At 55.5% G+C, this 24,886-nt stretch carries 32 protein-coding genes and 1 pseudogene; 1 reads left to right on the top strand and 32 read right to left on the bottom strand.

Annotation, left to right across the window (positions count from 1 at the left end; all coding sequences use genetic code 11):
- Nucleotides 1–10 precede the first annotated feature (10 nt).
- Both LK436_RS18340 and LK436_RS00470 read right to left on the bottom strand, forming a co-directional pair.
- Nucleotides 11–136, bottom strand: a complete 126-nt coding sequence (locus tag LK436_RS18340; RefSeq protein ID WP_004220727.1) for a hypothetical protein — start codon at nt 134–136, stop codon at nt 11–13.
- Nucleotides 137–295: 159 nt separating this feature from the next.
- Complete coding sequence (locus tag LK436_RS00470) at nt 296–544, bottom strand: helix-turn-helix transcriptional regulator (protein ID WP_330368535.1); 249 nt, start codon at nt 542–544, stop codon at nt 296–298.
- Between the two features lie 126 nt (nt 545–670).
- Here LK436_RS00470 and LK436_RS00465 point away from each other — a divergent pair, with 126 nt between their 5' ends.
- Nucleotides 671–1,309, top strand: coding sequence for a hypothetical protein (locus LK436_RS00465; RefSeq protein WP_008398587.1), 639 nt, complete (start codon nt 671–673; stop codon nt 1,307–1,309).
- Between the two features lie 65 nt (nt 1,310–1,374).
- Here LK436_RS00465 and LK436_RS00460 read toward each other — a convergent pair whose 3' ends face one another.
- The 30 genes and pseudogenes from LK436_RS00460 to LK436_RS00320 form a co-directional block, all read right to left on the bottom strand.
- Nucleotides 1,375–1,902, bottom strand: a complete 528-nt coding sequence (locus tag LK436_RS00460; protein WP_005933351.1) for a hypothetical protein — start codon at nt 1,900–1,902, stop codon at nt 1,375–1,377.
- A gap of 156 nt (nt 1,903–2,058) precedes the next feature.
- Complete coding sequence (locus LK436_RS00455; RefSeq protein ID WP_347476094.1) at nt 2,059–3,093, bottom strand: SPOR domain-containing protein; 1,035 nt, start codon at nt 3,091–3,093, stop codon at nt 2,059–2,061.
- 51 nt (nt 3,094–3,144) lie between these two features.
- A pseudogene (locus LK436_RS18475) lies at nt 3,145–3,642 on the bottom strand (phage tail tip lysozyme); the annotation flags it as partial.
- A gap of 11 nt (nt 3,643–3,653) precedes the next feature.
- The gene (locus LK436_RS00450) at nt 3,654–4,034 is read right to left on the bottom strand and encodes a hypothetical protein (RefSeq protein WP_008398591.1); all 381 of its coding nucleotides are present in this window, start codon (nt 4,032–4,034) and stop codon (nt 3,654–3,656) included.
- A gap of 12 nt (nt 4,035–4,046) precedes the next feature.
- Entirely contained in the window at nt 4,047–4,403 is a 357-nt protein-coding gene (locus LK436_RS00445) for a hypothetical protein (RefSeq protein ID WP_008398592.1), read from the bottom strand.
- Entirely contained in the window at nt 4,382–5,527 is a 1,146-nt protein-coding gene (locus LK436_RS00440; protein WP_227910136.1) for a reverse transcriptase domain-containing protein, read from the bottom strand. The genes LK436_RS00445 and LK436_RS00440 overlap by 22 nt, the downstream gene beginning before the upstream one ends.
- A gap of 427 nt (nt 5,528–5,954) precedes the next feature.
- Nucleotides 5,955–6,299 (bottom strand): diversity-generating retroelement protein Avd, encoded by a 345-nt coding sequence (avd, locus tag LK436_RS00435; protein ID WP_004220709.1) that lies wholly within the window; start codon nt 6,297–6,299, stop codon nt 5,955–5,957.
- 238 nt (nt 6,300–6,537) lie between these two features.
- Complete coding sequence (avd, locus tag LK436_RS00430; RefSeq protein WP_004220709.1) at nt 6,538–6,882, bottom strand: diversity-generating retroelement protein Avd; 345 nt, start codon at nt 6,880–6,882, stop codon at nt 6,538–6,540.
- Between the two features lie 71 nt (nt 6,883–6,953).
- Nucleotides 6,954–8,051: an SUMF1/EgtB/PvdO family nonheme iron enzyme gene (locus tag LK436_RS00425; protein WP_008398603.1), complete on the bottom strand. Its 1,098-nt coding sequence runs from the start codon at nt 8,049–8,051 to the stop codon at nt 6,954–6,956.
- A gap of 20 nt (nt 8,052–8,071) precedes the next feature.
- Nucleotides 8,072–8,440 (bottom strand): hypothetical protein, encoded by a 369-nt coding sequence (locus LK436_RS00420; protein ID WP_008398604.1) that lies wholly within the window; start codon nt 8,438–8,440, stop codon nt 8,072–8,074.
- Nucleotides 8,441–8,443: 3 nt separating this feature from the next.
- Nucleotides 8,444–8,869: a hypothetical protein gene (locus LK436_RS00415; RefSeq protein ID WP_008398605.1), complete on the bottom strand. Its 426-nt coding sequence runs from the start codon at nt 8,867–8,869 to the stop codon at nt 8,444–8,446.
- Nucleotides 8,870–8,889: 20 nt separating this feature from the next.
- Nucleotides 8,890–9,201 (bottom strand): hypothetical protein, encoded by a 312-nt coding sequence (locus LK436_RS00410; RefSeq protein WP_004220698.1) that lies wholly within the window; start codon nt 9,199–9,201, stop codon nt 8,890–8,892.
- Nucleotides 9,202–9,220: 19 nt separating this feature from the next.
- Nucleotides 9,221–10,126, bottom strand: coding sequence for a phage tail protein (locus tag LK436_RS00405; RefSeq protein ID WP_004220696.1), 906 nt, complete (start codon nt 10,124–10,126; stop codon nt 9,221–9,223).
- A gap of 14 nt (nt 10,127–10,140) precedes the next feature.
- Nucleotides 10,141–11,487: a baseplate J/gp47 family protein gene (locus tag LK436_RS00400; RefSeq protein ID WP_008398607.1), complete on the bottom strand. Its 1,347-nt coding sequence runs from the start codon at nt 11,485–11,487 to the stop codon at nt 10,141–10,143.
- Nucleotides 11,484–11,765 (bottom strand): hypothetical protein, encoded by a 282-nt coding sequence (locus LK436_RS00395; protein WP_008398609.1) that lies wholly within the window; start codon nt 11,763–11,765, stop codon nt 11,484–11,486. Before LK436_RS00395 ends, LK436_RS00400 begins: the two co-directional genes overlap by 4 nt.
- Before the next feature lie 12 nt (nt 11,766–11,777).
- Nucleotides 11,778–12,464, bottom strand: coding sequence for a hypothetical protein (locus tag LK436_RS00390; RefSeq protein ID WP_227910134.1), 687 nt, complete (start codon nt 12,462–12,464; stop codon nt 11,778–11,780).
- Between the two features lie 12 nt (nt 12,465–12,476).
- The gene (locus LK436_RS00385) at nt 12,477–12,827 is read right to left on the bottom strand and encodes a hypothetical protein (protein WP_008398612.1); all 351 of its coding nucleotides are present in this window, start codon (nt 12,825–12,827) and stop codon (nt 12,477–12,479) included.
- Complete coding sequence (locus LK436_RS00380; RefSeq protein WP_008398613.1) at nt 12,827–13,744, bottom strand: phage late control D family protein; 918 nt, start codon at nt 13,742–13,744, stop codon at nt 12,827–12,829. Before LK436_RS00380 ends, LK436_RS00385 begins: the two co-directional genes overlap by 1 nt.
- Complete coding sequence (locus LK436_RS00375) at nt 13,741–13,989, bottom strand: tail protein X (RefSeq protein ID WP_005933311.1); 249 nt, start codon at nt 13,987–13,989, stop codon at nt 13,741–13,743. Before LK436_RS00375 ends, LK436_RS00380 begins: the two co-directional genes overlap by 4 nt.
- Nucleotides 13,982–17,773, bottom strand: coding sequence for a phage tail tape measure protein (locus LK436_RS00370; RefSeq protein WP_008398616.1), 3,792 nt, complete (start codon nt 17,771–17,773; stop codon nt 13,982–13,984). The genes LK436_RS00375 and LK436_RS00370 overlap by 8 nt, the downstream gene beginning before the upstream one ends.
- A gap of 117 nt (nt 17,774–17,890) precedes the next feature.
- Entirely contained in the window at nt 17,891–18,298 is a 408-nt protein-coding gene (locus LK436_RS00365) for a hypothetical protein (protein ID WP_005933302.1), read from the bottom strand.
- 77 nt (nt 18,299–18,375) lie between these two features.
- A complete protein-coding gene (locus LK436_RS00360) occupies nt 18,376–18,885 on the bottom strand; it encodes a phage major tail tube protein (RefSeq protein WP_008398618.1) in 510 nt (169 codons plus the stop codon).
- A gap of 14 nt (nt 18,886–18,899) precedes the next feature.
- Nucleotides 18,900–20,369: a phage tail sheath family protein gene (locus LK436_RS00355; RefSeq protein WP_008398620.1), complete on the bottom strand. Its 1,470-nt coding sequence runs from the start codon at nt 20,367–20,369 to the stop codon at nt 18,900–18,902.
- Between the two features lie 13 nt (nt 20,370–20,382).
- A complete protein-coding gene (locus tag LK436_RS00350; protein WP_004220658.1) occupies nt 20,383–21,012 on the bottom strand; it encodes a hypothetical protein in 630 nt (209 codons plus the stop codon).
- Nucleotides 21,013–21,027: 15 nt separating this feature from the next.
- Nucleotides 21,028–21,354: a hypothetical protein gene (locus LK436_RS00345; RefSeq protein ID WP_008398621.1), complete on the bottom strand. Its 327-nt coding sequence runs from the start codon at nt 21,352–21,354 to the stop codon at nt 21,028–21,030.
- Between the two features lie 4 nt (nt 21,355–21,358).
- The gene (locus tag LK436_RS00340; protein WP_008398622.1) at nt 21,359–21,685 is read right to left on the bottom strand and encodes a hypothetical protein; all 327 of its coding nucleotides are present in this window, start codon (nt 21,683–21,685) and stop codon (nt 21,359–21,361) included.
- Between the two features lie 13 nt (nt 21,686–21,698).
- Nucleotides 21,699–22,103, bottom strand: coding sequence for a hypothetical protein (locus LK436_RS00335; RefSeq protein WP_004220650.1), 405 nt, complete (start codon nt 22,101–22,103; stop codon nt 21,699–21,701).
- A 27-nt stretch (nt 22,104–22,130) separates the two neighbouring features.
- Entirely contained in the window at nt 22,131–23,207 is a 1,077-nt protein-coding gene (locus tag LK436_RS00330) for a major capsid protein (protein ID WP_008398624.1), read from the bottom strand.
- A gap of 20 nt (nt 23,208–23,227) precedes the next feature.
- Entirely contained in the window at nt 23,228–23,635 is a 408-nt protein-coding gene (locus LK436_RS00325) for a head decoration protein (RefSeq protein WP_008398626.1), read from the bottom strand.
- Nucleotides 23,635–24,885, bottom strand: coding sequence for a head maturation protease, ClpP-related (locus LK436_RS00320; RefSeq protein ID WP_005933278.1), 1,251 nt, complete (start codon nt 24,883–24,885; stop codon nt 23,635–23,637). Before LK436_RS00320 ends, LK436_RS00325 begins: the two co-directional genes overlap by 1 nt.
- Between the last annotated feature and the right edge of the window lies 1 nt (nt 24,886).

Below are 24,886 nucleotides of genomic sequence, written 5' to 3'. Positions count from 1 at the left end.
CGCCGAGCCTTTAGGACTGCTTAGGTTTTTGATTTGGCTTTATTGTTATCGTGATCCGTTCCACCGCTTCACTTCTTAAAGCCTTTTCGAGAACTTCGAGCAGTTCTTTTGTTTGCTTTTCTTTCTGTTCGTCCACCGTTGTGTCCTCCTTTCGCTTGTTCTGTTTTCCTCCTTTTTTCTTACTCAGGTTTTCCCTTACCTTGTAATATTATTATACACCTACGGGTGTATATAGTCAAGCTCATTTCCTGCATTTTCGCACTTTTTCGCATAAAAAAAGAGACGGTTTCCCGCCTCATTTTTCATATTCCAGCAGTGTGCAAACTGGCACGCCGAGCACTGTCGCAAAATAGTTTAGCTCGAAGTCCGGCACCACGCGGTCGCCGGTTTCGATCCGGCTCACTGCTTTCTGATTCAGATTCAGCCCAGCCAGTTGCAACTTGGCGGCGAGCTGTTCCTGAGATATTCCCGCCCTTTCGCGGAGGGCCCGGATCGCAGGGCCGGAGGCGTTGCACGTTCCATTCGTGTGCTTGTAGAGTTTCAACCTTTCACCCTCCTTTATCCCAAACATGACTGATAGCTTCTTGACTTTACCATGGCCGGGCGCCTATAATTATCCCAAACATGACTAAAAGCGAATAAACGCAAAAAAGAATTAGGAGGGCATGGCATGGTTGGAAAGAAGGGCCCGTTCGGCGGGTTTTGTAATTATGGAATTTTTGGGATCTGGGGAAAAGATCCGGGGACAGGAAAGAAAAAGTACAAAAAGGTGGACGCCATTTCAGAAGCGGCAGCAGTAGAGAAGGCGGCAGCTCTTGGCTGTGTGGATCCGCAGAGCGTTGAGGTGATCCCGTTCCTCCCGCCGTCTGAAAAGCAGCAGCGGTACGCCGCAGATCTTGGTGTTCGTCTGCCGGAAGGCTGCACGGTTGTGGACGCCACCGCGTTGATCAGCAGGGCAGAGATCGGAGACGATCAGGATCCCGCTCCCGGTCTTGTAGAGTATGCTCAGAGCTGCGGCGTTTGCTTTTCTACGCTGGCCGGAGAGGGTGGCTTGCTTGACTGTATGGTTTGCCAACTTCCGATCAGGGAGAAGGCGATCCTTTTCGCCCATGCAGTTGCTGCCAGTGTGGCCAGTTCCGGTCTGGCGGATCCTCGAAAAGCTCCGCAGTATTTGAAGTTTTGCCAGTTTGCCGATCAGGTGGCGGCGGATCCCGCTCTTGCGAAGTCGGTGGAGGGCCGCGATCGCTACGACTTCCAGAAGCCAAACACGAGATCGAAGGCATACAAGGCGGCGCTGGCCTGCTTATAAAAAATAGCCCGGTAGGAGATAACACTCCCGCCGGGCTTTCTTTATGTCCTGAACATGTCAGGGGCCTATTCTGTTTTAGATTCAGCGGCCGGAGCTTCGGCTGCGAGCTGCTGCACCGCAGTGGTGGCGATCGTTGCCGCTACGCTTGCCGCGGTTGTTGCTGCGTCGGCCGTTGCTGCCTTGATCTGGGACTCGCTGGCGGCCTTGGTTTCTCTGCATACCTGCTCGATCTTGGTTTCGAGCCATGCGTCGAAGTCGCCGTAAATCTCACGGAGGGCGGCCACGGTTGTGTCGCCGAGGATCTCCAGTGTCTTGTTTTTGGACTTCTCGAAGGCTTCGAGCTGCTTCTCTTTGGTGAATTTGCCCTCGGCTTTCAGTGAGTCCGCGAACGTCTGGGCCGTGTAGGCCACGGCCTGAGCTACGGCGTCCACTGCCATGTTCATGTATTTGGTGGCTGTCTCATTGTCCAGATCTTTCTCGATCTGGGCTGTCTGGCGTTTGAGCAGCGCCACGAGGTAGGCGCCACCGGCAGTAATGAGCAGGCAGAGGATCGGCGTCGCTGCGTTGAGGATCTGAGTCATAGCTTCGTTCATGGTGTTGGTTCTCCTTTCTGTTTTCTCCCGGATAGTACGGGCAGTTTTTACAGTCTGCTGCGTCGCACGGTGAGCCGTCCCACTCCACGAGGGAGCGGATCCAGATCGCATGGACGGCCACGGCCACGATCAGCAGCAGGACACTGGCAGCCGTGCTCATTTTGAGACGTTGGCCGCGTCCACCCAGCCGTAGACATTGGACTGGCTGTCAGTGTGTACGATATGGTACGGGTGCTTTGCGCCCTTCACAATTCTGGTGACTTTGGCCGGGCCAGCTTTCGGAGATCCGGCAGCAGTCGAAGCTGCAGTGCTTCCGTAGTGAGGGCCACCAGAGAACTGAACCACGTCGCCGACTTTGATCTCAGAGCTTGCAGATCCGGCAGCGTTTCCGCCGTCGGTCGTTACGATTGCGTCGAAGCCCTTCGCTTTCAGCTTTTTGACTTCGGCGTCGGCGTTTTCTTTCTTGGAGTAGGCGCCGGTCTGTACCTTGTAGAAGCCGCCGGACTGTTTGAGAATGGCGTCAAAACCGGCAGCCTTCACCTTTTTGAGCTGAGCGTCGGCGTTTGCTTTCTGCTTATAGGCGCCGGTCTGGACGTAGTATTTCACGCCGGAACCGCCGGACGGGGTATTATTTCCGCCGGAGTTGCCGGAGTCAGTAGAGCCGAGCAGTGCGTTGATTCTGTCGGCGAGCTCCCCATATCTGGAATAAAGCCAGTCGCCGGGGCACGATTTATTCGCGAACCAGCGGTGCGCGGTGAGGACGATCTCGTTCGCCTTCGGCTCGTATGCGAGAGCCTTCTCCTTGCTGCCGAGCCAGAGCACCTTCGTTTTTCCGTTTCTCTTGCAGATGTCAGCGCAGAGCTTGATCAATTTCTCGTAAACTGCGGATTTCATGGCGTATGGTTCGGCCTTATCGCTGGCGCACTCGATCGTGATCGCTCGCTGGTCGTTTGCGTTGCTGGAGCTGCACCAGCTCCGGTTGCACTCGTCCACGATCAGGCAGACGCGGCCGTCGTACCCGATCCCGTAGTTGCAGCTTGCGTCCCTGCCTTTAGGGAAGCAGGCGCCGATCGTTTCGGCAGATAACTGGCCGACTACGCAGTGCGGTGTCAGACGGTCGATCGAGTGGGTTCTCTTTCCGCTGTGGTTAGGGCTGTAAACTGTGCAGTCCACTAATGAACTATTGCTCATGGTTTTACCTCCTTGTGTGTCGTTGGTTGTCTTGGTTGCGTATTTGTCGAAGTAGGTCTGCCCGTAGCTGGCCCGCTTCGTCTGGACGCTGGCGCTCTGATCCTTTGGCTGTTCATATTTGAGCAGCACGGCGTCGGAAGCCTGTCTCACGCTGGTGGCTTTTTTCAGCACGGCCAGCACCGCGGTGTAGCTTTCGGCGAGTTCTTTCCAGAGGAAGCCGAGCTGAGTTTCCAGATCTCCGATCGAGGCACCGGCAGCCTTGACATAATTCAGGAGCGCCTCCTTGCGGCTCCAGAATGTCCACTGCGCGAGGCCGTAGCCTGCGGAGTCATGCACGAAGCCGGTATACTTTCCGGAGTCCACCGCGTCGGTGTAGTCGTCGTCTGTATAGCCGAGCTTTTTCTCGTAGGTGTTCTGGAGGTTGTGAGGGTTGAGCCCGCTCTCCGCGAACAGGTTTCCCATGAGTCCGGCGGCCCCGTATGAGTTCAGGCCCTTGCCGGTGAGGAAATTCCAGATCTTTTCCTCGTTGTTTTTTCCAATGAGTGACATGTTCCACCTCCTTAGAAGTCGTTGAAGTTGTCCGCCTCTGGCTGCACGCCGTTGGCGTTCATCAATTTGATTTTGTTTTCAGCCTTGGCCTTCGTGTAGTAAAAACCGGTCGCGCTCGCCATTTCAGCGAACACGGCCGGGATCAGGTAGGCGAGGGCTGAGGTGTCCATGGTGGAGTAAATAATCCAGCAGGAAAAGACGGTAATTAAGATCGTCACGATTGAAGCGCCGCAGAAAATAATTTTTGAAAATTCCACCTTTTTGCTGGTGGCTGCAGCCTCTCTCATTCGTTTGATCTGCTTCCGGAGCCGACGGTTTTCGGCTGTCAGCTCTCGGATCCGTTCCTCCGGATCTGTTTCGGTTTCTACCGGTTCCAGCGTTTCCTCAGTCATGGTGTCACCTCCTTAGCTTTCATAAATAGATTCGATCCCCTGCCTCGTCAGGAAGTCCTTCTGATCATGTTTGACCTTGGCGGCATAGTCGAGGGCCGCGTGCATATCACCGTTGCAGTTCGCGTCCGGGATCCGCTGCACGGCTCTGGCCGTGGCTTCTCCGAGGGCGATCGCGGCGTTTACTCCCTGCACTAAAAAAAGCTCCTGCTGTTCGTGGAGCTTTTCGCGCTTGTCCTGAGCTTCTCGTCGTTGTTTTTCTTCCTTCTCCAGTTTCTTGCTCTGTTTCTGGATTTTCTGCTCGATACACCAGAAGCAGAACCCAGTGATCGCCGAAGGAAGGCAGGCGATCAAAACTGATTCAATTCCCATTGTGTCACCTCCTGCGGCAGCTCTATGTCTGCCATTTCTTTGCGTTTGAAAATAATATTTTTCTCGATCCATTTCTGGAGCCCGTGAGTGGAGCAGTGGCCCATAAGTCCGAAGTAGCTCTGCATGGTCGCGTCTACCGCGTCGAAGTCGATCAGCCCGGCCTCGTACTCTTTCGCTATGTAGCGCATACGTGCCTTCATTTTCTTGACCGACTGAGCTGTCGGTTTGCGGTACCCCGGATAGATTCGGCAGCCCACGAAGGTGATCCCGTGCTTGACGAGTCCGATCGTGGTTTTGCTGTTCAATTCGAGGTGCAGGACTTCGTTCAGATACTTCTCGATCGCAACCCTCCACCGGTTCAGTGTGGCCGCGTCAGGATAGAGCAGCGCCATGTCGTCCATGTATCTGTCGTAAAAATGGGCTTTCAGCTCGTGCTTGATATACTGATCCAGCTCATTGAGGCAGACGTTCGCGAGTAGCTGGCTCGTGAGGTTTCCGATCGGCATACCTACCTCGAACAGTCTTTCAGACGGTGGGATCTCGTCGGCGGACTTTCCCGGAGGCAGTCCAAAGGGTGTATGGTCGCAATTTATAATTGTTTCCATAAGCCAGAGGTAGCCGTCCTCGTTCGGGAACTTCCGGCGGAGTATGTCGAGCAGTACCCGGTGATCCACCCGGTAAAAATACTTTGATACGTCCAGTTTCAGGTAGTACCATTTGCCCGGCTTCCGATCCACGAGTGTGCACCAGTATTGAAGCCGGTCGGCTGCTCTGGTGGTTCCTTTTCCCACCCTGCACCCGTAGCTGTGGTATATCATGCCATTGTCGAGGTGTTGGTTTGTCTGGAGGTAGATCGCCCACTGCACGACACGATCCCGGAAGCCCAGAGCCATGACGAGCCGTTTCTTCGGTTCATGGACGTAGAACTGCCGGTACCGGCCCACTTTGTAGGTGTGCCAGATCAGGTCGTTTTGTATACTGATCAGGTTTTCCTCCAGATTCGCCGCGAAGGCGGTCACGTCGTTGCGGTACCACTTCTCGCTTGCTGCCTCGTGGTATGCGTCCAGAAGATTCTCCCACGAGTATATTCTCTCCAGAAGGGAGGGCTGGTTTCTTGGATCCATGTCCTCGTTCCTCCTTGTGTTGTCATAATTATGGCCCGCGTTGTGACATTCCTCGGCGAGATCTTTCCTCTGCGGTCGCCACGCCGCAGGATCCGGATCCCCCTTCTGCCCGCATAGCAGACAACGGCCAGCCTGCGCGGTTTGCTCGGTGTCCCCGGCGGCCTCCACCGGCAGAGCAGCACGAGCGTGTATCTTTGGCCTTGTCGGCCGGGAAATGCATCCCTTTTGCCTTGGTGTTTCTGCTGGGCCTTGGCCCTCAGAAAATAAACAAATAAGGCAAGAGCGGCACGGAAGCCGATGTTCGTGTTCACATTGCTGCGGGAGTTGTTGCCGTTGAGGTAGAACACACCAGCGTTCGCACCGTTGTTCCAGTTGCCCCCGCGATACACGCAGCGCCTCCTTTATCTCGACACATTCCCCACGGGCTTTACTCGTTCGACTTTTTCCAGCCGCCGAGCATACGCCCGATTTCGTTCAGCTCCTTGCTCCATATTTCGTGGAGCCCCGGAGAGATCAGGCGATCCTCCGGAGAAACTGCCGTGTCTACGAGAGAGCGCAGCACGTCCAGCTTGGTGTCCATTTTGTTCTGGAGTTCTACCCGGCGCGAGCCTCTGGCCCGGTTGGCCTCAATGCAGAGCTCCAGCATATCCATGAACGCCGCCGTCATGTGCTTGCGATACTCGAATTTTTCGGGTTTTCTCATATTTGCGGTGCGTTCGCTCACCCGGATCATGCTCCGAACGATACGCTGCCGCAGTTGTAAGTTGTCCATGTTGTTACTCCTTAAAAGGGTAGAGGGTGGCTTGGTGGGCCACCCTCATGCCAGATTTTCAGATTGCCAGATTACCGGATTTCCGGGATATAAGCGGCACGGAAGCCGAGGTACGTGCCCACACAGCTGCGGGAGTCGATGCCGCTGAGGCAGAACACACCAGCGGACGCACCGTTGGGCCAGAGGCCCCCGCGAAACACGCAGCGCCTCCTTTATCTCGACACATTCCCCACGGGCTTTACTCGTTCGACTTTTTCCAGCCGCCGAGCATACGCCCGATTTCGTTCAGCTCCTTGCTCCATATTTCGTGGAGCCCCGGAGAGATCAGGCGATCCTCCGGAGAAACTGCCGTGTCTACGAGAGAGCGCAGCACGTCCAGCTTGGTGTCCATTTTGTTCTGGAGTTCTACCCGGCGCGAGCCTCTGGCCCGGTTGGCCTCAATGCAGAGCTCCAGCATATCCATGAACGCCGCCGTCATGTGCTTGCGATACTCGAATTTTTCGGGTTTTCTCATATTTGCGGTGCGTTCGCTCACCCGGATCATGCTCCGAACGATACGCTGCCGCAGTTGTAAGTTGTCCATGTTGTTACTCCTTAAAAGGGTAGAGGGTGGCTTGGTGGGCCACCCTCATGCCAGATTTTCAGATTGCCAGATTACCGGATTTCCGGGATATAAGCGGCACGGAAGCCGAGGCCCGTGCCCACACCGCCGCGGGAGTTGTGGCCGCCGAGGTAGAACACACCAGCGCTCGCACCGGAGTACCAGCGGCCCCCGCGAAACACGCAGCGCTCGGCTACGCCGTTATTCCACCACATGTAGTCGCCCTCGTATACGTCAGTAGTGACGTCAGAGTCCGGGAGAAGGGCGAGAGCGCGCAGCATAACCTTGGCAGCGTCTCCGATCGAGCTGTCGGCAGCAACCTGATAAAAGGCGCAGCTTCGGCTTTCATCTTTGGCGTTGGTGATCGAAGTAGAGTACGTCCACTTGTTGTTCACATAGTCCAGTTTTACGGTTTTACCGGAAACATGGGCGGAGCTGTCGGTCGTCTTGCTCTCAGGATCCACGAGGGCGCCGTCTGCGGCGTTGATAGCCTTCCAGCATGTGCTCGTTGCGTTCTGAGGGTTGTCCGGATCGGCTGCGTCGTTGTTTGCGAGGATCTGAAGCTCACCCCAAACAAGGCGGATTCCTCCCTGCCATTCCCACACGTTGCCGTTCAGATCCCAGATACCAGCCATGGTCTTGTCGTGGCTCCATGAGATCGGGCCGGTACCAGTTGCAACTCTCGCGATCTTGCCGCTTTCGTAGTAGCTCGGCGCGGCTTTGTAATTACTTTCGCGGCTGTCTTTGCCGTAGTTGTTGTTACCATACGGGAGGAAGCCGTTTTTCTTGCACCAGAGAGCGATCGCGGCCCATTCTGCGTTAGTGCTCAGGTGCCAGCCTGCGCCCTTGGCCTCGCAGCGTGCGCGTGCGGTGTCGAAGTTGATACTTGCGGTCGGATCTTCGCCCGGCAGGCTGTACGCTACGGAGTTGTAAACCTTGGCCTGATACTTGCCGTAGTAAAAGCCGGGGATTTCCACGCCGTTGACGATAAAGGCCGGGTGGGTGCTGTCATTTCCGCCGGTGAGTACGTCCGAGTTCTTAAACTTCGGGATATACACCAGAACGGAAGGGAGATCGGTGTCGTCTGTCTTGACGACGTTGTTCGGGCAGATCATTTTTACTGCCAGATTGGTGAGGTCAAAATTTGCCATTTTCTTGTGCTCCTTTCTGCTTATTCAATGCTCCAGAGGATCAGCTTCACCTCTGCCATGTCGAGCGGGTTCTTTGTGTGCTCTACGGTCTGGCGGTTGGTATCGCCGGACTCGTCGGCGCCTTCCTGCGGTTCGATCGGTGTCTCGGTATAGGTTGCGGCCGGGATCTCGATCTGGGCCACATAGCGGCCGCCGGGCTGGGTGCCGAGCATGAGATCACCGCCGCGATCCATGCACACGTCGAGGGTGCGGGCCTCGTCGCCCTGATACTTGGTAACCTTGACGCTGAGCGCGTCGTCGTCGAAGCTGAGACGGTAGCCGTCCTGCTCCCACTGGATCTTTTCGCCGGTGTTCTTCTCGATCACCTGCACGTCGTTGATTTTTGCCATGGTTTATTTACCTCCTTTGATTCTTAAAATAAGGGTGGCGCTCTCGGCGCTTCCGTCGTACTTGACCTTGAAGCCGTTGAGCTGCTTGTCGTAGATCTGGATCTCGCCGACATTTCCGGTGTGGGCCTGAATATCCGCGTCCACGGTGTAGTCTGTGTTGTCGCGAGTGATCGCAAGGCTCACGGTCTTAGTGGAGTTGTTGAACGGATAGCTCGCCGTGTTTTTCAGTTCTACGACGTGGCGCTCGATCTCTGTCTGAGACTGGAGCTCTCCGGCTGCGATCAGGAGCATGGCAGCGGCCACGCTGGCGTCTGTGATCCCGCTCTCCATGTTGTTGAAGTGGGCGGCGCTCTGATCGGTTCCGGCCTGAATGACCTCGCCGCTATCGACGTCTACCACTTTGTCGAGCCATTTTGTTGCGTTATACATGTGTCTGCTTCCTCCTTCCTTTATGCTGTGACTTCATATATCGGGATCGTGATCTTGATCATGGTTCCCTGTCCGGCCACTTTGTTGATAGTTCTCTGCTGGTATGCTGCCTGCTCCCCGTAGGTGTCGATCAGACGGGAGGCGTTGATCGTGCAGGCGATAGAGTCCAGCGTCGGGAACGTCGCCATAACTACCACGTTTTCGCCTTCGATCTTTTTCTGGTTGATCGTTCCGCGGTGCCATGTGCCGTTTGTCTGAGCCTCGACATAGGCGAGAGAGCGGAGCCACTGCTGCCGCCTTCGTCCCATGTAGGCTTCGCCGAAGTATGCCATTTTGTGCCCTCCTTTCGGTTTATTCCCCGCAGCGCTTAGTTCCGCATTTTACGAACGGATAGCAGAACAGGGCCGCCTTTTCGTTCGTGGCTGCTGCGCGTTTTATAACTGAGCCCAACGTCCCCGGCCGTGGAGTTATTCCACATTCAGGGTAGTTGTAACGGAACGCCTCGGTGTCAGGCTCGGCTGCAGCCGCTTGCTTTACGACGGCGCCGAGTGTTCCGGGCTGCGGATATGTTCCGCAGGTTGTAGTTCCGGCGTGAGTGTAGTCGTATAGGTACGGCTTCACTTCCGGATCTGTTTCAATGCTCGGCTTTATCACGAAGCCGATCGTGGCCGTTCGCGGGTTGGTACCGCATTTTACAAAATCATAACGGTGCAGCTCCGTGTTCAGCGCACACTCAATACCGGGATCCGGCCCCTGCTGCCAGTAATAGAAAACGCCCGCGATATGCGAGCGCACATTTTTGGCAGCCTGAACGGCGTCAACAAATTTATTAAAATTTTCGCCGTCGGTGTTCGCGTTTGTGGTTAGAGCCGCGAAGGTGTACGGGGAGTCGTCCATCTCGAACCACTCCATGACATAGCCCTCGCCGAAGTATGCGCCGATCAGACGCTCAACGGCCCACTTGGTACCGCGTTTTCTTTTGATCTGCTGCGCGAGCTTGATTGTGTTCCGCTTCTCTGTCAGGCTCATGCCTTCGGAGTCGTACCAGTCAATGTCCAGCTCCCACGCCATTTCGTTGCACTCCGCCTCTGTGAGCTCGTCTACCTTGTCCCATGTGCGGATTGTGGCCAGACGTTTGCCCGGCTCACCTATGAGCTTGTTCACGGCCTTGCTGAGTGCGATCGCTGCCTCGTCGTCCTGCATGAAGGCGGGCAGCAGTTTTATAAAATCCATGTTTGACACTTTCATGCCGCCCATGCTGTCCACCTCCTTTATCCTCTGACGATATGCTTCACGATCTTTTTACCGGAGAACTTGGCCACGGTCGTGCTGTTGAGCTCGGTGTATTCCGGTTTGATGATCTGCACACGGGTGGCTCCGATCAGATCGTCGGCCCAGTCAGGGCAGAGGATCCGCTTCCGGAGCTCGTCTGGGTTTATGTCCTGATTCAGTGTGGAGCCCTGCCAGTTGATATACTGATCAATAGCCCCGCCGGATCCTTCCACGTTCTGCACTACTTCTGACTCGTTGGCTTTAGTGGTGTAATAGGTGAGCTCTATGTCATACTCGTGAGTTTCCGGAGCTTCCACCGTTACCATGTCAGTGAGAGGGCGAACGTCGTCCGCAGAGCAGGCAGCCAGCACGTCGGCCAGCACTTCCTCGCTCGGAATCTGTCCTCCGGCGCAGATCGGCACGATCTTGACGCGGCCGTACATATTGCGGCCGATCTGGATCTTTACCGCCTCGGCTCCAGCGAGAGATCCGGAGAGTGAGAGAGTCAGAAGCTCGTCTGCATACTCGGCCGTATAGTCGGCCCCTGCTGTGGCTTCGGATCCGTCACTCAGGAAAACCACCAGAGTGTCCGGCAGGAGATTGGCGCCACCTTGGAAGGCGTGCCCGGCGTATGTTTTCAGTGTTCTGGTGATCGTTTCCTTTTCGGATTCCACCACTGCGTCCGTGACGAGAGAGTTCGCGGACAGCGCCCAGTATTTGTAGGCTTTGGCCGGGCCTGCGGTGCTGAGTTTGTTCTCAGCCTCTCGGATTCTCTCACGGTACGGTTCGTCCTCCTCACGGTCGCCTCCGCCTTCTGTTATGGTCAGGTTTGTTACTCCGTCGAGCAGTGGAACGTCGGAGACGTCCACGATCTCGGAGATCTCGCCCTCGTCTATGTTGTTGTAGTCCGTGCCGCCTTCCTCGGCGGTTGCTGCCACGTCCACATAGAGGCTACCTGCATAAAGCACGGCTGTGGTGTCTGTCAGGAAATAGTGAACGAAGTCACCTGTTACTCGAAGTCCGGCCGGTATAATGATATTAGAGCCCACCGCTTCGGTAACTGTGAACCGTAGGGTGGTAGTGGCATAGGTAGGATCGAGACGGATCACGTCTCTGTTTTCTCCCAGAGCGTCCAGAACAGTGCCCCTTGCATATCGGAGCATTTTCTGGCGGCAGGCGTCGTTTACTGTGTTGTAAACAGTGACGATCACCTTCGCCATGGTGTCGCCGAAGATTCGGCGCTCGTCACCGGGGTAGAGAGGCTCGCCGACGCCGTTCTCTAATTCTTCCAGTATGTCGGTGTAGATTGTTTCGTCGGTTGTCTCTATGAATTTGAGCTCGCTCATGCATCCTCGTCCTCCTTTCTTTGGATAATGTTCACGATCATGCCGAAGTCGCCAGAGAAGGCAGCCGCCGGATCTGAGGCGATACTGTCAGACTCCACGCGGGGCTCGAAGGTTTCCAGAACCCACTCCGCGTCAGCCACGGCCTCGTTGGTCGCGTTCGGTTTGTCGATCAGAGTCCCGTCAACGCCGCGCACGCGATCGTATGCGACTTCACCGCGGACGATCCTCAGCAGATTGGCGGCGCACACTTCCGGGCTCCCGTTTCCGCTTGCTATCATGGCGTCACCTCCTTATGCGAGAGTTACTTCGGACAGATACACCCAGCTATTGATCCCGTTAGGGTGGCCCAGTAGCACCTTGTTTTGGCTGCTCTTGATCTGGCTCACCCTATGCTTTCGTTGTTTTACCCAGTTTGGTATCTTCTGGCCGGTTGCGTACCTGCTGCCGGTCGGCTTCACATAGTCGCCGACTTTGATCGTTTTCTTTGCGGCCTTTTTGGCCGCTGTGTTGGTTGTTTTCTTGACGGACTTCGAGGCGGTGCTCGCTTTCACATTCAGCGCGGTGGTGCTTACCTTCACGCTGGTGGTGGCCGGATCGTATTCCTTGAATGTGAAGGAAAGAGTGGCCAGAAGTAGCCGCCCCTTGCCGTCCACCTTTGTGTTGCTTACCGCGACTTTTCGGAGCTGGAGCTTCGGCCCCAGCTTCTTGCCGCCGAGATAGAAATAATTCACTTTTGTGACGAGAGCCTTCCAGCTCTGGATCTCCGCCCATACGTCAACGCCTGCGCCTGAGTGTAGCACGGTGGTGAATGAGAGGGGGAAAAGCTCGGTGCCTCGTTCGTTAGTCGTCTTTTTGTCCTCGGTGCTGGTGTTTTCGTCGGCCACCTGCTCGTAGGAAAAGGCCAGCCCCTCCAGCGCGACGACTTGCTTTGATGATACGGCCCATTTTTTTGAGCCCCACTGTGCCATTGTTGGCATGGCTGTACCTCCTTAGTTTGGTTTTTTAGTGGATCCGCTGCCCGTTTCGACGCCTCCGTGGGTGTGCCCGCTCAGGCTTATGCCGCGAGCTGTGACGTCGCCCTTCGGTACGTTGATATTACCGGCCGAGAGGCTCGGCAGGTAGCACCCCCATTCACCGTCCGCCCGGCCCAGCAGCAGCCCGGTGGAGTCGTCAAACTCCACATAAACCACCGCCGTGCCTTTTGAGAGGTTTCCGGTGGATCCGCGGAGGTGCCACGGGATCGTGATCTTTGCGGTTGGCTTAGCCCCGGCGTCAGACGGTACAACGCGGGCCGTGTTTCCTGATATGCTGGCGATCGTGCCTTTATTGATGTTTCCCATTAGTAGCCCTCCAGAATGTGTCGGAAGTAGATCGTGGATTTATTTCCGACAAAATCATGCCGGACTTTATACACAAAAACGGTACCGTCCCACATGGTTGCCCTTGGTGTTGATAGTGTCAAAATGCTGGCGGCTGCATATCCGGTCATAAGTGACTTGGAAAAGTATCCGGATCGGGCGAACTTGTTCGCGTTCCGCAGCAGCCCCTTGGCGAAGCGTGCCGCCTCTGCATTGCTGGTTACCTGAATAGGCACCGCAGGGCGGAGCACTGAGCTGTTGGAGCTGTTGGCTATAAATTTTCCGGAGTAGCTTCCGCTTGCAATTTCGCAGGATCCGTACATTCCGCCCCGGTTGTCCTCATAGGAGAAAACGCCGTTTTCATCTACGGAGAGACTACCGGCTGGAGTCTGCCCCTCTATGTACTGCTCGTTATACGCCAGCAGCTTGCCGTCAAATATAAGCATTTGGCAGCCTTCCAGAGTGCAGAGCCGGTGGAATAGGGCGAAGTCTGTCTCGCTGTCCTGTTTGATATACGGGTAAACCTGATCCGTGCAGCCGTAGTTCTGGAATGTTAGCCCGTGATTTCCTGCGAACTCATTCGCCAGTTGTAGGAACCGGACGCCCTCCCAGCTTTTACTCTTTTTTGTCTTGCCGCTTTTCGGCATGGACATGGCTCGGATCGTAAAAAGCCCGTTTTCTGGTTTCATGGAGTGCACGAACATTTTCCCGGTATCACTCGCGCCTTCTTTGAATTGCACGGTGTCACCTTCGGCCGGTTGCCACTTGCTCCATGTTCCCTTGGTGTCATTGAAGCGGATCACGAGGGTGTCGGCTTGCTTTTCTGCGAACATTTCGTGCACGCAGTAGTTCACCGACACGTCCCCGTATATATCCACCCCGTTGTAGTAGAGGTTCACGCGCTGTCGTCCTCGTCCTCAGAGTCCCGACGCCACGGCGGCAGAGTTTCCGGCGTCTCTGCACCTTCGACGATCGGCAGCCGGAGGGCCACGTTCGCGTCGAAGATCAGCACGTCCGCATAGTCGGGGTTAAATTCTGCGATATAGTGCGCCAGCATTTCCTCCCCGTACATTTCGAGGGCCAGCGCGTCGAAGGTGTCCCCTTCGCGTGTCGTGTAGTCTTTGTAGCCTGTTACTCTACGCATATTGAGCCACCTCCCGCATTTTTATAAATTCTTCCAGCCAGTCGAAGAACTCGGCCTCGTGGGCTTTGAGCTTCGCCATGAAGTCGTCCGCGTCGTCGCCGGTTCCTTCTGTCTGGATCTGTGGGCTCCATGTGAAGCCGGAGAAGTCGTAGTAAACTACCACGCCGCCACTGTCTGCCAGACTTCCGAGAGAGAAGTCGTCCAGAGTCAGAAGCCTTCCGGCCGTGCTTGTGAGTCCTTCGCCAGAAGATCCGCCGGTTGTGCTTGCAGTGTTGAACACTGAGGTGATCATGGTTTCCAACTTATCCCAGAGGGTTGCAAGAGGAACCACCGCCTCGGCGCCAGCTTCACCACCAGCCAGAAGATTGTTACCTGCTGCGCCGAAAATAGTCGGGCGCGTCAGAATACCGCCGTCCTTGTACCATGAAATACCGAAGTGTGGTACGCTTGGCGGGTTGATCGAGAAGCTGCCGCTGATACTCACATGAGGGAGTTTCAGGTGTGGCAGGCTCCACGAGAAATTAAACTTTGATTTTAGGGCGCTGATCGCGTTTCCTACGGCGTCCCTTGCTGCCGACATTTTGCTGCTGATCGTCGAGTAAATACTGGAGAACTTACCCGACACTGTGCTGAGTGCGGAGCTGAGTCCCGAACTCATGGTGGAAGTGATTCCACTCATTAAGCTGGAAACGGTAGACTGCGCGCTGCTCAGCTTGCTGCTGATCGTACTCCGGACGCTTTCCCATTTGGAGGAAGCGGCAGAGCTTACGCTTGACCATGCGGAACTTGCCACGCTGGTGATCGTACTCGTTGCCGAGCTTACGGCGGAACTGGCCGCCGAGATCTTGCTGCTCACTGTGGAGCTGATTGTGCTCCAGAGAGAGGAAGCCGTGGAGCTTACGCTTGACCATGCGGAACTCGCCACGCTGGTGATCGTGCTCGTCGCGGTGCTTACTTTCTCCTTGGCTGCGTCGATTTTGGAACCGATCGTGCCTTTGATTCCTTCCCAGAGGGAGGAAGCCGTGGAGCTGATCGCGTTCCATGCTGCACTTGCTACGTTGGAGATCGCAGTCGTCACCGTGGTGATCTTTTCTTTTACGGCGTCGATTTTTTCGCCGATCACGCTCTTGATAGTCTCCCAGATAGAGAGCACCGTGTCCTTGCAGTTTTCCCAGATAAACCGAAACGGCAGCGTGATGATCTGGAAGGCTGCGCTGATAATTTCCTTCACGGCCATGATCCCGACGGTCACAATGTTTTTAATTGTTTCCCATGCTCCGGACAAAAATCCGGTGATTGAGTCCCAGATATTCGTGAAGGTGTCGTGGATCTCGGTCATGGTTCCGGTAACGCTCGAATAAATTCCGGATAAAATTCCGGAGAAAAACGAGACGATCGCGTTCCATGTGTCCGTGAAAAATGTTTTGATTCCCGTCAGGATTCCGGAGAAAAACGACGAGATCGCGTTCCATGTGTCTGAGAAAAATGTTTTAACATTCGTCCAGACGGTTTCCCAGTCGGTGCCGAACCAGCCCAGAACGGTGTCCGCCAGAGAGGTGAACGTGCTGATCCAGTTCTCGAAGGTTGCCACAACGAAGTCCCAGACTGCGCCGAAAACTTCTTGGACGCCCTGCCATACCATGTCCCAGTCACCGGTAAAAATTCCGGCGAAGATGTCAAACAGGCCGGTCAGAATGTCGAGGGCCTCGTTCAGAATATTGCTGATCTGCTGGAATACGCCCTCGAAAATCGGAGCGAGCACCTCGCAGAAGCCGTCCCAGACTGCCTTCATTACTTCGGTTATGTCCTCGAACTCGAACCCCAGCGCGTTGAGCCTGTCCACAATTCCTTGCCCGAACTCGTCGAACTTGGCCTTGATTCCGTCCCAGATCGCTGTGATCTTGTTCCTAAATTCTTCGTTGTTTTTCCATAAATTCGTAAAGGCGAGAGCCACGGCCGTGATCACTGCGATAATAGCAATAGCCGGAAGCGATACGCCTCCCAGTGCTGCAGCGAGTTTTACCAGTGCGCCCTTCACCATTGCGATCTTGCTCGATATGGTTCCCCAGTTCATAGCCGCGATAACGGCACCGAGGCCGCTCACCGCTATGGTCACTTCTGGGATATGTCCGCCGAGCCATTCGATCGCCGGGATCACGCCGTTAGTGATAAACTGCACACCTGCTCGTAGCTTACTTTCCAGCGCGTCGTAAATTTTGAGCCCCAGTTCCTCGAAGGCGCTGTTCATTGCCGCCACGTCGCCGCTGAGGTTGTCGTTCATAATATTGGCCATTTCCTCAGCGGATCCAGAAGCTCCGCGGAGTTCTTCCTCGTACCCGGCGATATTGTCCATGCCTTCGTTGAGGATCAGGTTCAGGCCCTTGGTGGAGTCTGCGGTAAAAGTGGAAGATAGCGCGACGGCTCGTTCTGCGTCGCCCATTCCATTTGTGGCGGCTTCCACTTCTGTGAGAATGTCGGTGAGATCTCGGAAGTTGCCCTGTGCGTCCATTACGGCCACGGAGGTTTCTCCGATCTTGATCGCGCCGTCCTTCATTCCGTTGGTTATGTCTCGCATAATCGCGGCCATGGCGGTTCCGGCTTCGGATCCTTTGTAACCTTGGTTTGCCATTCCTTCGAGCAGCGAGGTGACGGTTTCGACGTCCTGCCCGGCTGCATTTAAGTTGGCTGCGCAGTTCTTGTAGGCTTCGCCCAGTGCTTCGGCCGTGGTGTTGCTGTGGCTTTGCGCGTAGGAGAGCAGATCTGCGAAGTATGCGGCGTCTCCGGCCTCCATGGCGAAGGCGCTCAGGTAGTCCGTTACCATATCGGAAGCCGCTCCCAGTTCCATGCCGGAAGCGGCGGCCAGATTCAGAACGCCACCCAGCGCACTTGTGGACTGATCGGCGTCCCACCCGGCGAGGCTCATGTATTTGAGGGCCTCGGCTGCATTGCTGGCCGAGAAAACCGTGGTGGCGCCGTATTCTCTGGCGCAGGCTTCCAGTTTCTCGAAGTCCTCACCGGTTGCGCCACTGATTGCCGATACCTCGGACATGGTGCTGGTGAAGTTTTGGCCCAACTCTATGACGTTTCCAACCAGATTTTTGATACCATCCACCGCTCGCATGATCGCGTCGGCTGCGAGATTTGCCAACGTAGCCTTAAACATGGTGAAGCCGTCGTCTGCCTTTTTGGCCGAGCTTTCGACTTCCTCCAGAGAATTGTCCAACTTGTCCGCTGCGTACTCTGCGTCCGAGAGCTTGGTTTTGTTCTCGTGCAGTTCGCTGGATAGGTCTTGGATCTGTCGAGCGAGTTCCCGCGCTTCGTCGCTGGTTTCCCCTTGTTCGGTTGCAACGTCAACGTATCGCTGTTTTAACTGTTGGAGGGTGTCCTCCTGTTTGGAGATTGTAGAGCGCAGCGTTTCAGCTTCTCCGCCTGCGTCGTCCATGGTTTCGGACAGGGCACGGGCGGCTTTCTCTGCCGCGTCCAACGTGCCGCGATTTTCCGTCAGTTCACCGGACAGTTCTTGGATTGTACTCGCGAGCTGTTCGGCTTCCTCGGTTCCTTCTTGGCCGGTCACAATGTAGTCGGCGTAGCCTTGTTCCAGATTTTTGAGGACTGTCTCCTGCGTGCTGATCTTTGCCGCTAACTGTGCGGAGGCACCGGCGGCTTCGAGCGTTTCTTTGCTCATTTCCTCCAGACGAGAGACGGCCGCGTTTATGGCCGATTGAAGGGAGGGGCTGAGGGATCCGGCGATCTCTATCGTAGATTGTAGAGTATGGTCTGCCACGTCCTCACCTCCTTGTGTGCTTTGGCCTCCTTATGTTTAGCGGCCGATTTTTCTCAGCGCGTTTTTTTTCGGCTGCGAGATCCTCGGCCGCTTCTGCATACTCTATGATGAAGTCAGTTACTCGCTTTTTTTCGAGCTCTGTCGTGCTGGTGTGGTAGACTCTGGCGTAGTCGCGGTAGGCTCTGCGGAGTCGTTTTCCTGTGGTTCCGGCTCCGATTTCAGCATAAAATTTCGGCCGAGGGCCATTACCTCCACAACGTCCGCGCCCTTCATGCGCTCCAGATCGGAAAAGTCATAAGTCGGATTCACGGCCACGATCGCAGCATAGCCGAGGTAGAGGTGGAGGCCGAAGTCGAACTCTGCCGCTGCGGACACGGACAGATTCTTCATACCTGCGGCCGCTTTTCTCTTTGCCTCAGCAGTTGCGAAAAGCACGCCGTCGATCTCGTTCGTGTCGTACTTCATTTCTGTGATTTTGTCCCCGTTGATCATTACGGGATTTTTCAGAGTGAGGGTTCCGTTCATTTTGTTCTCCTTTCAAACAAAAAAAGAGCCCGCCAGTGACTTGACCGGCGGGCCGTGGTTATTTTTTGATTACTGCATTAAAGCAGGTTGTTGATCTGGCTCATGTAGTCCTCGCCGTTGATACGGAGGATCTGAGCCAAACGGTCAACGCAGCAGATCTCGACGCCATTTGCGTAGATCTGGAGCCTTGTCACGTTGTAAGTGTTCTCGGCTTCGGTTGCGCTGCCGACTTCGACGCCCAGCTCAGGGAATGAGCCCGGCATAGTACGCACAAAAGCCTTGCAGCCTTCGGTTGCGGTGGATCCGTCGGATTTTACGACATTCTGAACCCAGCGGAACTCGAAGCTCTGCTTTTTGAGGCGGTTCATGCGGCGCAGGCCGTTGTCTACGCCGATCTTTGTAATGGAGAGCTCCATGTTCTCCAGAAGTCCGATCAGTGGCACGGTCATGTTACCCATGGCCTGCACGTCAGCGGTTAAAAATTCAATACCGGGCAGAGTGAAGGCGACGTCCTTCGCCACCAGAGTGCTGTCCGCGTATACAGTGTCGGCCACTACCGGGCCTTTAATATCGAGCCATTTTGCCATTGTTCTGCACCTCCTTATTCAGTAGCAAAAAAGGACTGGAAGCCTTCGTCTGTGTAGCATACGCGAGCGGTGCCAGACTTGAACGGAGGCGTGTTAGTTACGGAGAAGTCCCAAACGAAGTCGCCGTTCAGCATGTTGCTGGTAGGGTTCGCGCTCTCCACAAATTCCACGGACGGGGTACCGATCAGGGCACCGATTCCCAGAAGGGTGTCGAGCTTTTCCTTTTCAAAATTCAGCACGCTGTCCTTGTCCTGCGGAGTCATAGGGCTGTCGATCTCAGTTCCGTGATCCTTCTGGAAGCTGTTCGTGATATGCTCCAGCATACGGATATTTACGTCGAAGATCGCGCGGGCGTCCATGCTGCCGTTGTACTTGTACGCAGCAGTATGAGGGCCCCACAATACCCAGCGGCCACCCCAGAAGCAGGCTGTTGTGATTCCTTTTTCGTTGAGCTTGTTCGCGGTTTCCTGATCGAAGCCGCGGTTCTTGGAGTCCTCACCGAAATACTGGCTCGTGGCCATGATTTCCTTGTTGGACGGAGATTCAAACGGAACGCCGTCGTGGCTCAGGTCTACGCGCTGCATAGTGGCGGCGCCTACTGTGGACAGCCAGAAGATCCGGCCGTTGCCGTCCTTAATCTTCGGCCAGTATACCTTCGAGAACTCGCTGGTGTAGCCGTTGTCAATGGCCCATTTCTGAGCCTTTGCGAGCGTGTCGATCTTGGTTCCTTTGTCCTCCAGAGGAACGTCGGCGTGAACGAAGCTGTCCCAGTGGCCGTTGAGTTTCTGGATAGTGCTCACCATGGCCTTGTATACGGCCGGGATATGACTCCAGCCCGGAGCTGCCAGAATATTGAGCACGGCGTTGTGGTACTGATAGAGTAGAGCCATGGAAGCCAGTCCGGTATATTCTCCGGTTTCGGTTTTCTCACCGATAATGTCGGCCGCCTGCACCTTGGAAGTATCCACGGTGTCGAAGGTTGCGGAGAGTTCGGCCCCGTCAGTCTCTTTGAGCAGTGTCACGGTTACTGTGTGCTTTGCCATGCTATAAGAGAGAGCATAGTCCACGCCCTCGGCCTTGTCAGCGATCGCGAAGGTGTCGAGAATGATCTTGTCGCTCTCAAACTCTGCCTTGCCGTCTGTGAAGGTCAGGGCCTTTGTGGTTTTCTGTGCGGATTTATGCACCGCAGGATCGAGCACGTTCACGATATAGATCGGGCCCACATTTCCGACGGTGTTGTCGAAGTGCTCAGCGAACGCAGAACCGAGGGTGAATGTTTCCCAGTCGTCGGAGTAGCCGACGAGGCTCTGGACTTCGCTCATATTGGTTACTTTTACCGGCATATTAACGAGATCTTTGTCAGCGTAACCCCTGATCAGGTTCACCGGTGCGGTGCCGATATACGCGGCCACCACGTCGGCCTGAGTGACGGAAGCCACTTTGCTTTCGCCGATTTCGCCATATGCGCCATGCAAATATGCCATGTTTTAGTCCTCCTTATAAAAATTCTTCGTATTCTTTCGGGATCGCCGGAGTCGTTCCGATTTCCAGCGCGAAGCTGATCCAGCTATGCCAGTACGGGTAGTAGTCCCAGACATTGCCGTCCTCTGTGAACGGGCCGAACTTGATCCCTTGCTCTTTTACGAGCCTATGGCCTGCGATATATTCCGCAGTTTCGATCTCGCGGAGTACGAGGTCGGCCAGATTGTAGCAATCGCGCCAGCCGTCCATGTTTCGCGAGTATGTTTTGGCAGCTTCTCCGGTATTGACGTAGTAGGAGTAGCCGCCGGTTGCCTTCGCGTTTTCGCGAGGGTTGAAAATCTCCCCGCCGTGTTGGCCGGGATTCCAGCAGGCGAGGCAGAGCCGGATCTGGAGCTGCCTCTTTTTCTGAATAAGCTCGTCGCTTCCTTCCATGAGCTGCACGCAGACGGAAGGGATCGGAGCGGCCACGTTTGGCGGCAGCCGATCCTTTCCCGGAACGTATAAAGGGAACGCCGCGGGGTTTACCATAACGACGTCGTAGCCGGTGTCGTTCCGGTAGTCGTCCGGCAGTTTGAGGGTGATCTTGCTGCATACGTTTTCAGTGAGCCAGCTCACTATTTTGTCGATACTGTTTACCAGTGTCATGCTGCCGTCACCTCCTTAGCTCATGCGATTCTGGCGAACCGCGATCTGTACGAGTCCCATTTCCGACGTGGTAGTGACAACGATCACCTCACGGCCGTCCAGATTGAGAAGGCGGCCGGGATCCAGATTTTCTGGAAGGTCGGAGGCTTTTCCCATGATCACCATGTCGGCCTCGTCCATTCCATGAATACGGTTGTCGCCGATTTTGCTCAGCTTGGCCATTATGTCACTGTCAATTACCACCGGGACTTCCTTCCCTTCGATCCGGTGAAGGTCTGCGAACTCGTCCAGATTCAGGAAAATGTCCGAGAGATCCTGCTTTATTTGGTCTTTGAAGCTCACGAGCTTACGCCTCGGAAGGTTCCGCCTCGATTTTTGCGGAGCTGTCGGCTTTGACCTTGGCTGCCTCGATCAGGGCGATCACTTCCTTTTTGCTGCGGACTGCGCTCGCGTCTACGCCATACGCTGCTGCAGCTTCTCTGAGCTCTGTCATGTTCAGACCGTTGTATTCTGAGAAAGTGCTTTCCGGCTCCGCCTCATACACGGCCACGCCAGCCTCCACCAGCTCAGCCTCGCGGGCTGCGTTGATAGAGAAGGCAGGAGAGTGTTTCGTCATAGGTTCCACGGTTCCGTTTTTAACGAGCCCGTAGGTGCCTTTGATCATTCGGATCATGTGCTCACCTCCATTATTCCGGATCTGCTGCGTTCAGATCCGGGAGATCGTCGCCGTCTGTGTCCTCGTCGTCAACCATGCCGCCAGCGTTTACTTCTGCGGCTGCGATCGCGTCCACATAATCGGCTTTCTTTTTGCAGCCGGTAACGTCAACGCCGAGATCCCCGGCGAGGTTCTGGAGCTGCTGGATCGTCATTTCTTCGAGCTGGCTCTTTGCAAGGTGGCCGGTCACTTCCTGCTCGTCCGCCTCGTCTACTTCGATTGCGCCGCCGACGTATTCAGCGACACCAGCAGAGACGAAGTGCTCCGCCTGAGTGTCCTCGCACTCAAACGGGCCGTCCGCTGCTGTCATTCTTTTGTGGGCGTGCTTGGCGTCATAATAGCCGACGGTTCCCACTGTTACCCTGATTTTTCTCATGGTTTTGCTCCTTTCTACTCGGTACGCTTAGTTGATAACTTTCGCCACGCTGAACGGGCACTCGTTGTTAGGCATAGGCAGCGGTGCAGAGCTGAGAGTGAGCTCGCGGATGTTGTGAGCAGCGTCGCTGATATACTTCGGCACGTTCACGCCGGTGTAAGTATGGAACTCGCCGTCGGTCTGCTCCACCTGAGTGATCGCGCCGTAAACAGTACGGCCAGCAGCCGGAGCGCCTACCGCGATCATGCCCTGCGGGATATACTGCTTTACAGTTCCGTCCAGCTCGGTGTATGTGTCCTCATAAGTGAGGAAGTCGATCATTCGGCCCTTGATATTCAGGCGGGCGATCTTGGAAGCACCGGCAGGCAGAGTCTCAGGATCTACGCCTCCGATATTGTAGTTGCGGTTGTCGAGCAGTTTCAGGATCCACGGATTGCGGAGGAAAAGATCCGCAACGTCTGGAGCCATGAGGCACTCGGTCGCAGGGAGCCCTCTTTTACTCAACATGGAGATCATGGCGGCCACGTCGTCGATCATCTGCTTGCCGCCTGCCTCAGTGTCGGCCCAGTCTGCGGAAGGGGTATATTTTGCCGGGTTGCTGGTGCCGTCATAGTAACGGACTTCCTTTTCCTCGTAAGTGCCGAGGTCGTCCGTGTACTCGTGCATAATGCAGCCGTTGGTGAAGATTACCTCGGCAGCCATGGCCTCTTTTCTGCGGGTGTTCATGTCGCGGAGTTCGTCGAGATCTCCGAGCATGATCACGCCCTGCCTCTGGGCCGGAGTCAGGTTAGTATAAAGAGCCTCCCCGAAGCCTCTCTTTTTCAGGTCGTCAATGGAGAGTGGGCGCTTCGGTGCCATATGCGCCGGAGTGAAGCGCTTCATGGTGTAGCCTTCGCGCAGGATCGTGATCCCGCCCTTGCGAGGTGCTACAAAAGGTGCCGCTTTCTTGGATCCCTTGCGGTATTCCACCAGCACGTCGTCAGTGGCGAACACGTCAGAGGCGGCGTTAGTAGGGAAATAGCGATCCAAAAGGAAAGAGTGAAGCGGCGGGAGCTGCTGCACGGAGGCGAGCAGTGTGTGGGTATCATAAAAATTAAAAGCCATTTGTCTGTCCTCCTTGTTTTTTAGTATGCTACGGCGTCAGAGAGCAGGATTCCGGCAGAGCGGAGCGCTTCCTTGTCCGTTTCGCTGATCGCATGGCTGTTGTCAGTGATCAGGCTGTTCTCGTTAAAATGGCCGGTACGGTATGCAGTCGCCACCGCGTCGGAAGCCGTTCCGACTTCCACGTCGTCAGCCAGCACGCAGTTGGCCGTCAGCGTCTCGTTGCTTTTCGCAGTGGTACCGAGAATTACACGCAAGCCGTCGCCTGCTGTACCGGCGGAGAGTGCCAGAACAGTGCCGCGCTTGTAGATTTTGGCTTCTGTGGCTTCCTTGCGGATCTTCACAGTGAAAACCTCTGCGGGCGGGTACTGGCCATTGATCAGGTTGTCGAAGCCTACGGCCCCGATCGTCTCGTCGAGTCTTTTACTCATTACTTCATACCTCCTTTGGTCTGGTTATAGGCGGAAACTACCGCCTGAATGTCTGCTGCGTCCTGTTCCTGAGCGCTTGCAGGCGTGCCGCCGTTAGGTGCTGCGCCTACGTCTGCGGCTCCGGATTTTGCTCCCTCTGCCTGATATGCTGCGAGGAAATTCTGGCCTGACGCTGCGCTGGCCTGCATAACACGGAAGCAAAGCTCCTGAGCTGTGCAAGGGTTGTCGCCGTACTTGGCGTCGTGTACGAGCTGCTGATCCGGGATAGAGGCGGCGATCGAGTCGATCTGCTCGATTCTCTGGCGCTCTGCCGCCACAGCCTCGCTGGAAGTGTTCTGCGCTTCGGTTCTTGCGTTGGCCTCAATCTGGGCCACGATCTCCGGGTATGCTGCTCTCAGTTCCTTCTCGTCCATAGGTTTGTTACCTCCTTCTTTTTTTGCCGCCTTTGTGGTCGGCTTCTTTTTATTTGCTCCGGGCTTTGCAGCCGGTGGAGTCGCGATTGCTTTCACCGGGATAGTGCCCGGCACATGCTGGAGCCCGTCAACATTGTGGCGTACTCCATTAACAAAAAGCACCTTTCTGTCGGCGCTCATGCTCATTTCTGGATCGTCCTCGTCCTCTTTGATCGCGTCAGCGAATCCCTTCTCCAGAGCTTCGCGGCCGGTGAACCACGTCTCCTTGGTCATCATGCTGCGGAGAGTATCGACTTCGATCCCTGTCTTGCTGTTGTAAATCTCGGCCACGGCCCGCTCGCTGGCGTCCATGCCTTTCATAAGCTGCTTCATGTCCTGCATGTTCATGTAGTCCCAGAGCATAACGCTTACGCCGTGGATCATAATTAGGGAACCGGGGTACACGGTCACGGTATCACCCGCGCACATGATAACGCTCGCAGCGCTGGCCGCGATTCCCTCGACAATGACGTTCACCTCACCGCTGAGAGCTTTCAGCGCGTTGTGGATTGCGATCCCGGTGTAGAGATCGCCGCCGCAGCTATTGAGCTTGACGGTGATGTGCCCCTTGTCTTTGACTGCTGCCAGATCCTCCATGAAGCCCTCCGGTGTGATGAAAAGGCCGGGCTCCGGTTCGCCTGTCCACCAGTCAACGGGCTGCTGGCTCATAACGTCGCCGTAGAGAGTGATTTCTCCCTCGTCGTCGCCGGTGCTGGCCATATTCCAGAACTTTGTCGCCGTGGGAGCTTGTGGAGCAGCAGCCGGGCCCATGATTAGGCCGCTATGTTTGGTTTTCATT

Origin of the sequence: Clostridium sp. M62/1 (genome assembly GCF_020736365.1) — a bacterium.
In the GTDB taxonomy this organism is placed as follows: Bacteria; Bacillota; Clostridia; order Lachnospirales; family Lachnospiraceae; genus Otoolea; species Otoolea saccharolyticum_A.
This window is presented reverse-complemented; position numbering and strand designations above follow the sequence as displayed.

Bases quoted from the DNA above. Each gene is read 5' to 3' on its own strand.
- avd (WP_004220709.1), bottom strand. From the start codon at position 6,882: ATGGACAACTTACAACTGCGGCAGCGTATCGTTCGGAGCATGATCCGG.
- LK436_RS00460 (WP_005933351.1), bottom strand. From the start codon at position 1,902: ATGAACGAAGCTATGACTCAGATCCTCAACGCAGCGACGCCGATCCTC.
- avd (WP_004220709.1), bottom strand. From the start codon at position 6,299: ATGGACAACTTACAACTGCGGCAGCGTATCGTTCGGAGCATGATCCGG.
- LK436_RS00415 (WP_008398605.1), bottom strand. From the start codon at position 8,869: ATGTATAACGCAACAAAATGGCTCGACAAAGTGGTAGACGTCGATAGC.
- LK436_RS00405 (WP_004220696.1), bottom strand. From the start codon at position 10,126: ATGGGCGGCATGAAAGTGTCAAACATGGATTTTATAAAACTGCTGCCC.
- LK436_RS00355 (WP_008398620.1), bottom strand. From the start codon at position 20,369: ATGGCATATTTGCATGGCGCATATGGCGAAATCGGCGAAAGCAAAGTG.
- LK436_RS00400 (WP_008398607.1), bottom strand. From the start codon at position 11,487: ATGAGCGAGCTCAAATTCATAGAGACAACCGACGAAACAATCTACACC.
- LK436_RS00395 (WP_008398609.1), bottom strand. From the start codon at position 11,765: ATGATAGCAAGCGGAAACGGGAGCCCGGAAGTGTGCGCCGCCAATCTG.
- LK436_RS00330 (WP_008398624.1), bottom strand. From the start codon at position 23,207: ATGGCTTTTAATTTTTATGATACCCACACACTGCTCGCCTCCGTGCAG.
- LK436_RS00440 (WP_227910136.1), bottom strand. From the start codon at position 5,527: ATGGATCCAAGAAACCAGCCCTCCCTTCTGGAGAGAATATACTCGTGG.
- LK436_RS00410 (WP_004220698.1), bottom strand. From the start codon at position 9,201: ATGGCATACTTCGGCGAAGCCTACATGGGACGAAGGCGGCAGCAGTGG.
- LK436_RS00360 (WP_008398618.1), bottom strand. From the start codon at position 18,885: ATGGCAAAATGGCTCGATATTAAAGGCCCGGTAGTGGCCGACACTGTA.
- LK436_RS00320 (WP_005933278.1), bottom strand. From the start codon at position 24,885: ATGAAAACCAAACATAGCGGCCTAATCATGGGCCCGGCTGCTGCTCCA.
- LK436_RS00450 (WP_008398591.1), bottom strand. From the start codon at position 4,034: ATGACTGAGGAAACGCTGGAACCGGTAGAAACCGAAACAGATCCGGAG.
- LK436_RS00335 (WP_004220650.1), bottom strand. From the start codon at position 22,103: ATGAGAAAAATCAGGGTAACAGTGGGAACCGTCGGCTATTATGACGCC.
- LK436_RS00425 (WP_008398603.1), bottom strand. From the start codon at position 8,051: ATGGCAAATTTTGACCTCACCAATCTGGCAGTAAAAATGATCTGCCCG.
- LK436_RS00445 (WP_008398592.1), bottom strand. From the start codon at position 4,403: ATGGGAATTGAATCAGTTTTGATCGCCTGCCTTCCTTCGGCGATCACT.
- LK436_RS00340 (WP_008398622.1), bottom strand. From the start codon at position 21,685: ATGATCCGAATGATCAAAGGCACCTACGGGCTCGTTAAAAACGGAACC.
- LK436_RS00390 (WP_227910134.1), bottom strand. From the start codon at position 12,464: ATGCCAACAATGGCACAGTGGGGCTCAAAAAAATGGGCCGTATCATCA.
- LK436_RS00375 (WP_005933311.1), bottom strand. From the start codon at position 13,989: ATGCGTAGAGTAACAGGCTACAAAGACTACACGACACGCGAAGGGGAC.
- LK436_RS00385 (WP_008398612.1), bottom strand. From the start codon at position 12,827: ATGGGAAACATCAATAAAGGCACGATCGCCAGCATATCAGGAAACACG.
- LK436_RS00465 (WP_008398587.1), top strand. From the start codon at position 671: ATGGTTGGAAAGAAGGGCCCGTTCGGCGGGTTTTGTAATTATGGAATT.
- LK436_RS00455 (WP_347476094.1), bottom strand. From the start codon at position 3,093: ATGAGCAATAGTTCATTAGTGGACTGCACAGTTTACAGCCCTAACCAC.
- LK436_RS00420 (WP_008398604.1), bottom strand. From the start codon at position 8,440: ATGGCAAAAATCAACGACGTGCAGGTGATCGAGAAGAACACCGGCGAA.
- LK436_RS00325 (WP_008398626.1), bottom strand. From the start codon at position 23,635: ATGAGTAAAAGACTCGACGAGACGATCGGGGCCGTAGGCTTCGACAAC.
- LK436_RS00365 (WP_005933302.1), bottom strand. From the start codon at position 18,298: ATGAACGGAACCCTCACTCTGAAAAATCCCGTAATGATCAACGGGGAC.
- LK436_RS00350 (WP_004220658.1), bottom strand. From the start codon at position 21,012: ATGACACTGGTAAACAGTATCGACAAAATAGTGAGCTGGCTCACTGAA.